Annotated in this window: 8 protein-coding genes and 1 pseudogene; 5 read left to right on the forward strand and 4 right to left on the reverse strand. The window is 72.2% G+C overall.

What is annotated here, in order from left to right:
• Window positions 1-111: 111 nt before the first annotated feature.
• Window positions 112-1503, reverse strand: coding sequence for a multidrug effflux MFS transporter (locus tag FNH04_RS33550; protein ID WP_194236898.1), 1392 nt, complete (start codon window positions 1501-1503; stop codon window positions 112-114).
• 103 nt (window positions 1504-1606) lie between these two features.
• Between FNH04_RS33550 and FNH04_RS33555 the strand changes: the two genes are divergently transcribed.
• The gene (locus tag FNH04_RS33555; protein ID WP_152789622.1) at window positions 1607-2641 is read left to right on the forward strand and encodes a Gfo/Idh/MocA family protein; all 1035 of its coding nucleotides are present in this window, start codon (window positions 1607-1609) and stop codon (window positions 2639-2641) included.
• Here FNH04_RS33555 and FNH04_RS33560 read toward each other — a convergent pair.
• The gene (locus tag FNH04_RS33560; protein ID WP_152789623.1) at window positions 2628-4298 is read right to left on the reverse strand and encodes an alkaline phosphatase D family protein; all 1671 of its coding nucleotides are present in this window, start codon (window positions 4296-4298) and stop codon (window positions 2628-2630) included. The two genes, FNH04_RS33555 and FNH04_RS33560, sit on opposite strands and share 14 nt — an antisense overlap.
• A 148-nt stretch (window positions 4299-4446) precedes the next feature.
• Here FNH04_RS33560 and FNH04_RS33565 point away from each other — a divergent pair.
• A pseudogene (locus FNH04_RS33565) lies at window positions 4447-5239 on the forward strand (SDR family oxidoreductase).
• A gap of 284 nt (window positions 5240-5523) precedes the next feature.
• On the opposite strand, the gene FNH04_RS33570 reads toward FNH04_RS33565, so the two are convergent.
• Window positions 5524-6540: an aldo/keto reductase gene (locus FNH04_RS33570; RefSeq protein ID WP_152789624.1), complete on the reverse strand. Its 1017-nt coding sequence runs from the start codon at window positions 6538-6540 to the stop codon at window positions 5524-5526.
• Window positions 6541-6733: 193 nt separating this feature from the next.
• On the opposite strand from FNH04_RS33570, the gene FNH04_RS33575 reads away from it, so the two are divergent.
• The 3 genes from FNH04_RS33575 (at window position 6734) to FNH04_RS33585 (ending at window position 8860) form a co-directional block, all read left to right on the forward strand.
• Window positions 6734-7276 (forward strand): DoxX family membrane protein, encoded by a 543-nt coding sequence (locus FNH04_RS33575; protein WP_322724604.1) that lies wholly within the window; start codon window positions 6734-6736, stop codon window positions 7274-7276.
• Between the two features lie 72 nt (window positions 7277-7348).
• Window positions 7349-7873, forward strand: coding sequence for a hypothetical protein (locus tag FNH04_RS33580; protein ID WP_152789626.1), 525 nt, complete (start codon window positions 7349-7351; stop codon window positions 7871-7873).
• Between the two features lie 198 nt (window positions 7874-8071).
• A complete protein-coding gene (locus tag FNH04_RS33585) occupies window positions 8072-8860 on the forward strand; it encodes an HAD-IIA family hydrolase (RefSeq protein WP_228031767.1) in 789 nt (262 codons plus the stop codon).
• A 169-nt stretch (window positions 8861-9029) separates the two neighbouring features.
• Here the strand turns inward: FNH04_RS33585 and FNH04_RS33590 are convergent.
• The coding region (locus FNH04_RS33590) for a peptidoglycan-binding protein LysM (RefSeq protein ID WP_228031765.1) at window positions 9030-9977 on the reverse strand (948 nt) is incomplete at its 5' end.

Genomic DNA, 9977 nt, shown 5'->3' on the forward strand with positions numbered 1-9977 from the left:
GCTCCCCCGCGCCCCCCTCCGTACGGGCCCGGATCTCCTGGACGAGATGGCGCAGGGGGCCGGGGTCGAGCCCGGCCCGTTCCGGGGTACCGGTACGCAGGCGCGCGGCGCTCAGCGTTCCTCTCCCAGGCTCTCGCTCTCGGCCGCTCGTCCGGTCCGGGGCCGGCACAGTGCCAGGAAGCAGACCGCGGCCACCAGCGCCGAGGCCAGCTGGACGACGGCCATCGGGACGGCGGTGTCCTCCCCGGCGACACCGACCAGCGGAGAGGCGATCGCACCGATCAGGAACGACGACGTGCCGAGCAGCGCGGACGCCGAACCGGCCGCGTGCCGTACCCGCATCAGGGCGAGCGCCTGCGTGTTGGGGAGGGTGACACCCATCGCGGACATCAGCACGAACAGGGCCGCGGCGACGGGCACGAGCCCCACCTCGCCGAAGACCCCCAGCGACATCAGCAGCAGCGCCGTCGCGGACACCGTCACCACGGCAAGCCCCACCGCCAGCACGTTCTCCATACGGACACGGCCGACCAGCACCTTGCCGTTGATCTGCCCCACGAAGACCAGGCCGACCGAGTTGACGCCGAAGAGCAGGCTGAACGTCTGCGGGGAGGCGCCGTAGATCTCCTGGACCACGAACGGGGAGGCGCTGATGTACGCGAACAGCGCGGCGAACGCGAAGCCGCCCGCGGCCAGGTACCCGGTGAACACCCGGTCGGCCAGCAGCCCGCGCATCGCGCGCAGGGCCTCGCCCACCCCTCCCACGTGCCGTTCGGTCGGCGCGAGCGTCTCGGGGAGCCGCCACCAGACGAACGCCGTCAGCGCGACCCCGAGGGCGGCGAGGACGACGAACACGCCCCGCCAGTCCGTGACCCGCAGGACCTGCCCGCCGATCAGCGGCGCGAGGATCGGGGCGACTCCGCCGACCAGCATCAGGGTGGAGAAGAAGCGGGCCATCGCGACACCGTCGTACAGGTCGCGGACGACGGCCCGGGCGATCACGATCCCGGCCGATCCCGCGAGGCCCTGGAGGAGACGGAAGGCCACCAGGGTCTCCACCGTGGGCGCGAGGGCGCACAGCACGGTGGCGACGACGTACACCGCCATACCGGCGAGGAGCGGCCGCCTGCGCCCCCAGCGGTCGCTCATCGGCCCGACGACCAGCTGGCCGAGCGCCATGCCCGCCAGGCAGGCGGTGAGGGTGAGCTGGACGGTCGCGGCGGGGGCGTGCAGGGACCGCGTGACCTCCGGCAGGGCCGGGAGGTACATGTCCATCGCCAGCGGGGGCGTGGCGGTGAGGCCGCCGAGGACGAGGGTGACGAGGAGACCGGTACGGCGAAGGGCGCTCCTGTCGGGTCCGGTCCCTGCTGTGCCGGGCATCGGATCGGCGACCGCTGCCGGATCGGCGACCGCCGCCGGGTCGGCGACCGCCGTGTTCGGTATGTGCCCCTCCGGCCCCTCCGGGCCCTCCTGGTCCCGCGTGGTACGGCCACGCTCCGGCATGTGCCCCTCCCTCTTCGTTCGGTCCGCCACCTATGCTCTCAGTTCGAACAGCGTGGCCGGGGTCACAGAACGTCACACAGCGACGTGGAACAAGGGGTGGGGCATGGTCGGCGAGCCGGTGCGGTGGGGGATTCTGGCGACCGGGGGGATCGCCGCGGCGTTCACCGCGGACCTGGTGGACCTGCCGGACGCGGAGGTCGTGGCGGTGGCCTCGCGGTCCCCCGAGTCGGCGCGGGCCTTCGCCGAGCGGTTCGGGATACCCCGCGCGTACGGCGGGTGGGGCGCCCTCGCCGAGGACGGGGACGTGGACGTGGTGTACGTCGCCACGCCCCACTCCGCGCACCGGGCCGCCGCCGGGATGTGTCTGGAGGCGGGCCGCAACGTGCTGTGCGAGAAGGCGTTCACGCTGAACGCGCGGGAGGCCGGGGAACTCGTCGCGCTGGCGAGGGAGCGCGGGAGCTTCCTGATGGAGGCCATGTGGATGTACTGCAATCCGCTGGTCCGGCGCCTGGCCGGCCTCGTACGCGACGGGGTGATCGGCGAGGTGCGCACCGTGCAGGCCGACTTCGGGCTCGCGGGCCCGTTCCCGCCCTCGCACCGGCTGCGGGATCCGCTGCAGGGCGGCGGCGCGCTGCTGGACCTCGGTGTCTACCCGGTGTCCTTCGCGCAGTTGCTGCTCGGTGAGCCGGCGGACGTGACCGCGCGGGCGGTGCTCTCCGACGAGGGCGTCGACCTGCAGACGGCCGCGCTGCTCTCGTGGGAGAGCGGTGCTCTCGCCTCGGTGCACTGTTCCGTCGTCGGCGGTACGGCCACCTCGGCCTCGGTGACCGGCTCCCAGGGCCGTATCGACATCCCGAGCGGCTTCTTCTTCCCGGACCACTTCGTGCTGCACCGCGACGGCCGTGAGCCCGAGACCTTCCGCGCCGACCCGTCCGCCGGGCCCCGCAACAGCCTCAAGCACGAGGCGCTGGAGGTCATGCGGGCCCTGCGGGCCGGTGAGACCGAGTCGCCCCTGGTGCCCCTGGAGGGCAGCCTCGCCGTGATGCGGACGCTCGACGCGATACGGGACCGCGTCGGCGTCCGCTACCCGGGCGAAAGCAGCCAGGACGAGAACGAGCCGGTGGCTACGCCGGCTTGAGCCCCGGGTCCCCCGCCTCCGTCACGAACGAGGCGACCGTGGTGATCGCCGCGCCCGGAGTGGTCACCGCGGGCAGGGCCTTGAAGTCGGCCCGCGCGGAGTCCTCCTCCAGCGCCACGGTCACATATCCGCGTCGCCCGTTGTAGAACTTCATGTGCGGGTTGGCCGTCATGTACGTGTCCCAGTTGGCGGGCTTGTCGGAGCCGTTGCCGCCGCTGCTGACGGACGTGGCGACGATCTCCGTGCCGACCGTCCGGGAGGAGCGGTCGTCGAAGTCGCGCTTGATGTCGAAGGCGTAGCCGACGTGCACGTCACCGGTCAGGACCATCAGGTTCTCTATGCCGGCCGCCTCGGCACCCGCGAGCAGCCGCTCGCGTGAGCCGGGGTAGCCGTCCCAGGAGTCCATGGACACCTTGTAGACGTCTCCGGTGGCGTTGCGGCGCTGGGAGAACGTGACCTGCTGCGGGACGACGTTCCACACGGCCCGTGAGCCCTTCCAGCCGTCGAGCAGCCAGCGTTCCTGGGTCGCGCCGGTCAGGGTGCGCGAGGGGTCCTCGGACTCGGGGGTGCGGACCTGCCAGCCGTCGCCGTTCGCCTGATCGTCGCGGTACTGGCGGGTGTCGAGGATGTCGAACTGGGCGAGGCGGCCCCAGTGGAGGCGGCGGTAGAGCCTCATGTCGGGGCCGTCGGGGCGCTGCGGGCGGCGCAGGGGCTGGTTCTCCCAGTACGCGCGGTAGGCGGCGGCGCGGCGCAGCAGGAACTCCTCGGGAGGGTTGCCGCCGTCGTCGTTGTCGCCCGCGTAGTTGTTCTCGGTCTCGTGGTCGTCCCAGGTGACGACGAAGGGGTGCGCGAGGTGGGCGGCCTGCAGATCGGGGTCGCTCTTGTAGAGGGCGTACCGCAGACGGTAGTCCTCCAGGGTGACCGTCTCTCGGTTGAAGTGGGCGGGCAGCGTGCGGTCGGTGTAGTTGCGGGCTCCGCCGGTCGCGTTGACGGCGTACTCGTACAGGTAGTCCCCCAGGTGGAAGACCACGTCGACGTCGTCCGCCGCCAGGTGCCGGTACGCGGTGTAGTACCCCTGGTCGTACCGCTGGCAGGAGACGGCCGCGAAGGTGAGCGGGGAGGTGCGGCCGTAGCGTCCGGGCGCGGTGCGCGTACGGCCCGTCTCGCTGATCCACTGCCCGACGCGGAAGCGGTAGTGGTACACGCGCCCCGGGGTCAGCTTGTCGGTCTCGACGTGCACGGTGTGGTGGAACTCGGGGTGGGCGGTGGCGGTGCCCCGTCTGACGACGCGTTTGAATCGTTCGTCGTGGGCCAGCTCCCAGCGCACGGTGACCCGTTCGGCGGGCAGTCCGCCGTCGGGCTCGTACGGCTTCGGGGCGAGCCGTGTCCACAGGAGCACGGAGTCGGGCTGCGGGTCTCCGGAGGCCACGCCGAGTGTGAAGGGGTTCTCGGTGATCTGCGCCGCGTCGAGTTCGGCGGCGCTCGCCACTCCCGCGCTCGGCAGGTTGACGGCGAAGGCGAGAGCGGCGGCGGCACCGGTGACGGTGAGGAACCTGCGGCGCCCCAGGTGACGTGCGGCGGCACGGAGTTCGTGGTCGTGGCGCGATGAGCCATACGGCGTGGGGGTGTGCGGTGGCTGATGGGCTGCGGATGTCATCTGGCCCTCCCCTGACGGTTGTTGTACGAGGCATTGGAGTGGCCAGCCTCAACGTGAACCTGTCACGTACACAACAGTCAGATGGCGGACGAATGAGTTCCGTATGCCGGACCCTCTCCTGTGCCGCCCTCGCCTACGCTGCGAGGTCATGAACCACACACGCACGAAGATCGCGATCGTGACGGGCGCGGGCTCCGGCATCGGCCGTGCCGTGGCGGCGGAACTGCTGCGCACGGGCTGGTCGGTGGCGCTCGCCGGCCGCCGTGAGGAGAAGCTGGCGGAGACCGCGGCGGGCCACCCGGAGGCACTCCCCGTCCGTACCGACGTCTCACGTGCCGAGGAGGTATCGGCCCTCTTCACCGCCGTACGGGACCGCTTCGGGCGGCTCGACCTGCTCTTCAACAACGCGGGGACGTTCGGCCCGGGCGGCGTGCCCGTCGAGGAGCTGGAGTACGCGGCCTGGCGGCACGTCGTGGACACCAACCTGGGCGGCGCGTTCCTGTGCGCGCAGGCCGCGTACCGGCAGATGAAGGAGCAGGACCCTCCCCCAAGCTCTCGGCTACGCTCGAGCAGGGAGGTACCCCCACGGCGGCCGGATCATCAACAACGGCTCGATCTCCGCGCACGTGCCCCGCCCGCACTCGGTCGCGTACACGGCGACCAAGCACGCCCTGACCGGCCTCACCAAGTCGCTGTCGCTGGACGGCCGCCCGTACCGCATCGCCGTCGGCCAGATCGACATCGGCAACGCGGCCACCGACATGACCGAGCGCATGCAGCGGGGTGTGCTCCAGGCGAACGGGCAGCTCGCGCCCGAGCCGGTCATGGACGTGGCCGACGTGGCGCGCACGGTGCGGCACATGGCGGAGCTGCCGCTGGAGGCGAACGTGCAGTTCGCGACGGTGCTGGCGACGACGATGCCGTACGTGGGCCGCGGCTAGGACCTGCCCGGGGACCGGCCGGTACGGCCCCAGCGAGTGCGGTGCGAACGTCGCCGTCGCAATCTGCACAACTGGAATGTTGGGCTCCGGCCCATCTCGGCACGTGGCGGGCTTATGCTCAACACTCCTCCACCAGAACTTCACACTTGGAGCACGAGGCTTCCGCAGGCCACACCGAGGGGGGATGGTGGCAGTCGTTCCGCGGCCCGGACTGGGGGCGGACCTCGCGCGGGACCGCGGGGTGAGCACCGGACCGCGGAACGACTGCCCCACATACGGCGCCTTCAGCGCGCTGCCGCTTCCCTCCCGAGAATCCGGCCGACCTCGGCCATCTGCTCCGCGGTGAGCGGCCCCTTCTCCAGGGCGCCCGCGTTCTCCTCGGCCTGGGCGACCGAGCGGAAGCCGGGGATCGGCACGGTGCGCGGGCTGCGGGCCCACAGCCAGGCGAGGGCGCCCTGGGTGAGCGTACGGCCCTCGCTGGTCAGGACGTCCCGCAGCGACTCGACGCGGTCCAGCCAGTCCCGGTCCGCGCCACGGCCCCTGGTGAACCCCGGCAGCCAGGTGGGCGGCGCACTGCGGATGTCGCCGGCCTCCAGCGGCCTGCCCGCCATGTGCTTGCCGGTCAGCAGCCCCATGGCGAGCGGACTGCGGTTGACGCTGGCGAGGTTCAGCTTCTCGCACAGCGCGACGACGTCGGGCGCGTCCTGCATCAGGTTCAGCGCGTGCTGCACGGCCGTGCAGTGCGGGCCCTCGGCGAACACGGCCGCGCGCTCGGCGTCGTCGGTGCTCCAGCCGTACGCGCGGATGAGCCCCTCGCGTACGAACTCCTCGCAGAGGTCACGGAGTTCGGCCGCCCGCTCGGGGTCGCCGTCGTTGATGTGGAACTGGTAGAGGTCGATGTGGTCGGTGCCGAGGCGTTCGAGGGACGCGGTCAGCGCGCGGCGCGCGTGGGCCGGTGAGTCGTCGCGCCCGTCGGCGGTCCGGGTGCGCTCGTCGAAGAGGTTGCCCCACTTGGTGGCGATGACGACGTCGTCCCGGCGCTTGCCGAGCGCACGGCCGAGCAGCCGCTCACTGTGCCCCGTACCGTAGTTGTCCGCCGTGTCGAAGAAGGTGACGCCCAGGTCGAGGGCGCGCCGGACGGCCCGTACGGACTCCTCGTCGTCGACCTTGCCCCAGCCCAGCGGCTGCCCGTCGGCGGACCACCACTCCCCGCCGATGGCCCAGCAGCCGAACCCGAGGGCGCTGACCTGGATGCCGCTGCGTCCCAGAGTGCGCGTCGTGTTGCGCTCCGTGTTCTCCATGCCCAGGACGTTAGGAGTTGGAGTGCGCGCTAGGGCAAGACCCTTTTCACGGGCGATGGCGACGCGCGTCGTGGGGCACTCGGGGAAGCCCGATCGGCCGTGGGGGGCGGTCGGGAGGTGTGATCGGCGCGACGGTGGAAACGCGGGAGGGGATGTACGCCCTGTCGTCCGCCTCTCTGCCCCGGGAGTCATCGTGACCGTTCTCCACCGACGCGATCTGGGCCTGCTGCTGCTCCGTCTGGGGACGGGCGGTGTGCTGGCCGCACACGGCACGCAGAAGCTCTTCGGCTGGTTCGGGGGGCATGGCATCCAGGGCACGAGCGCCTTCATGGAGTCCGTCGGCTACGAGCCGGGCAGGGCCAGCGCGGTCGCCTCGGGGCTGGCCGAGACCGGCGGCGGCACGCTGCTCGCGCTGGGCCTGGCGACGCCCGCGGCGGGTGCGGCCGCCGCGGGCGGGATGGCGGGCGCCGCCGCGGTGCACACGCCCAACGGGTTCTTCAACCAGGAGGGCGGCTACGAGTACGCGGCGACCCTCGGTCTGGCCGCCGCGGGCCTCGCGATCACGGGCCCGGGCAAGCTGTCCCTGGACCACGCGTTCCGCCACGTCTTCGACCGCGGCTGGATGGTGACGACGGCGTTCGGCGTGACGGCCGCGGTCACGGCGCTGGTCGTGGGGGCTCGCACCAGGCGGGTACGGCAGGAGAAGGAGGGCGAGCAGGAGGCGCTGTTCGAGTAGTGGTGAACTTCCGGAGCGGAGGCGGCACTTGGCGTCGTACGTCCGACGCGTGCACATGCCACGATGATCGCCATGTCCGACAACACGCTCTGGATCGCCTCCCTCACGGCCGGTACGGCCGTGCTCGCCAGCTGGGTCACCAGCTGGGGCACCACCCGCGCGGCCCGTATCCAGGCCGACACCGTGACGACGGCGCAGCGCGAGGAGCGGCGGCGGGAGGCGCGGCGGGCGGCGTACGCCGACCTCATCGAGCAGGCCCAGCGCATGGGGGAGCTGTACTGGAAGGTGACCGACCTGCGCTCCGGGGCCGGGACCGAGGCGTACGAAGCCCACCTGGTGGAGCTGCGCGAGCGCCTGCGGGACGAGTACGGCAAGCTCCGGCACTGCGTGTGGATCGTGTCCCTGGAGGGCCCGGTCCCGGTCGCCGACGCGGCCGACGTACTGCGGCATGCGACGACCCCGCCGTACCGCGCGATGCAGGCCATGATCGAGGGCGACCCGGACGCGGCCGACCGCTTCGAGGCCTGCTACGACCCGTTCTGGAAGTCACTGGTCGCCTTCGGCGTCGCCGCGCGTGAGGTGCTCCAGAAGACGTGAGCGACGTGCGGCAGCGGCGGGGCATGTCGCGGCGGCCACCGACACCGGGCGACCGCGCCCCGTGCCGGTTATCGTCCGGGTATGGAGTCGGGAGGTTCGGAGGATTCGGCGCGTTCGGGCCGTGCGGGCCGTGCGGGCCGTGCGGGCCGTGCGGAGGATTCGGCGCGTTCGGGCCGTTCAGTTCGTTCGGTCCGTGCGCTGCTGATCGACATCGACGGTGTGCTCACGGTCTCGTGGAAGCCGCTGCCCGGCGCTGTGGAGGCGCTACGGCACCTCCGGGCGTCCGGCCTGGCCGTGGCCCTGCTCACCAACACGACGTCCCGCACGCGCGCGTCCATCGCCGGGACCCTGGCCGACGTGGGCTTCCCGGTGACGGCGGAGGACGTCCTCACCGCGCCCGCGGCCACGGCGGCGTACCTCGCCGAGCACTTCCCGGGCGCGCGGTGTTCCCTCCTGAACAGCGGCGACATCCGTGAGGACCTCACGGGGGTCGACCTCGTCGACGGCGACGACACCGAGACCGAGACCGTGCCGGACGTCGTGGTGGTGGGCGGCGCGGGGCCGGAGTTCGACTACACGGCACTGAACCGCGCGTTCGGCCACCTCCAGCGGGGCGCTCACCTGGTCGCCATGCACCGCAACCTGTACTGGCGCACGGACGAGGGCCTGCGGCTCGACACGGGCGCCTTCCTGGCGGGCCTGGAGGCGGCGGCCCGTACGGAGGCGGAGATCACCGGCAAGCCGGCGCCCGCGTTCTTCGGGGCCGCGCTGGCGCGCCTCGGTGTCGGGGCGGGCGAGGCCCTGATGGTCGGCGACGACATCGAGTCCGACGTACTCGCGGCCCAGCGCGCCGGCATCACCGGGGTCCTGGTCAGAACCGGAAAGTACCTGCCGGAGACCCACCGGGCCGCGCACCCGGCCCCCGACCACGTCCTGGACTCCTTCGCGGGCCTGCCGGCGCTGCTGGAATCCGTCCCCGACCGGTAGGGCTCCTGGCTCCTGCCTGGCTCCTGACTCCTGCCTGGTTCCTGGCTCCTGGCTCCTGGCTCCTGGCTCCTGGCTCCTGGCTCCTGTGCCAGGGCCTCCGGAAGAGCCGAACCGGAGGCCCTGTCCACTGTTCACACAGTCCGCCGCCAGGAAGACGGGTCCCAGAAGGTCAGGGGACGGCGGTGAAGTCGTGCCGGGCGGCCAGGCGCTTGAGCGAGGCCAGGCCGGGAATGCCGTCGGCGGCCGAACCGGTGTACGAACCACCGGCCTTGCTGCGCTGCCAGGCGGCATAGGCCGTGACAGTCTTCGAGCCGAACGAGCCGTCGGCGTAGGCCTTGTTCAACAGGCCCTCGGCGACCAGGGCGTTCTCGACGATGCGGACCTCTTTGGGGTGGGTGACGTGACCGTCGGCGGCCGGCACGTCCTTCTTCGCGGCCGCGACCAGGTGGGCGACGCTGACCTTCGGCTTCTCCTTGGGCTTCTCGGGCGTCGGAGGCTTGGGGCCGGTCTTCTCGTAGAGCACCTTCTCGATGTCGATCGCACCGGGGTCTCCGTGGTCGTTGCCCGGGATGTCCCCGTGCGAGAAGTGCCCTCCCTTGGACTGCCAGATGGTGCGGGACCGGGACTTGGAGCCGCCGGGGTACTTCGCCGGCGGGCCCGCGGGGAAGACGTCCGGCACGCCCCAGGACCGTGCGGCGGCCATGATCTTCTGCCATCCCGGCTTCTTCGCCGGGTCCCAGTCGCGCGTCCACGGCTGGGCGGCACGGCCCAGGACCTCGATCTGGACGCAGACCCGGCCCTCGCGGTTCGTCCGGCGCCCGCCGTCGTTGCGCAGCGCCCTGCCGCTGTGGTTCAGCGGGCCGAACTGCCCGACCCGGTCCGTCACGGGGCAGTAGATCAACTGGGGCTCGGCCGCCACCCGTATGAGGTACGAGCCCACGGACTCGAGGTAGCTGCCGCCGGCCGGGGACTCCGTGGTGTGGTGGACCAGCCGCGGCGGATTGCCGGGGGTGTCCATCGCGCCGCCGATGGAGCCGTCGCCGAGCCGGATGGCCCCGGATATCCACACGGTCCCGCTGCCGCTGCCGGTGGCGGTGGCGGTGGCGGTGGCGGTGGC

Origin of the sequence: Streptomyces phyllanthi, assembly GCF_009377205.1 — a bacterium.
Taxonomy (GTDB): domain Bacteria; phylum Actinomycetota; class Actinomycetes; order Streptomycetales; family Streptomycetaceae; genus Streptomyces; species Streptomyces phyllanthi.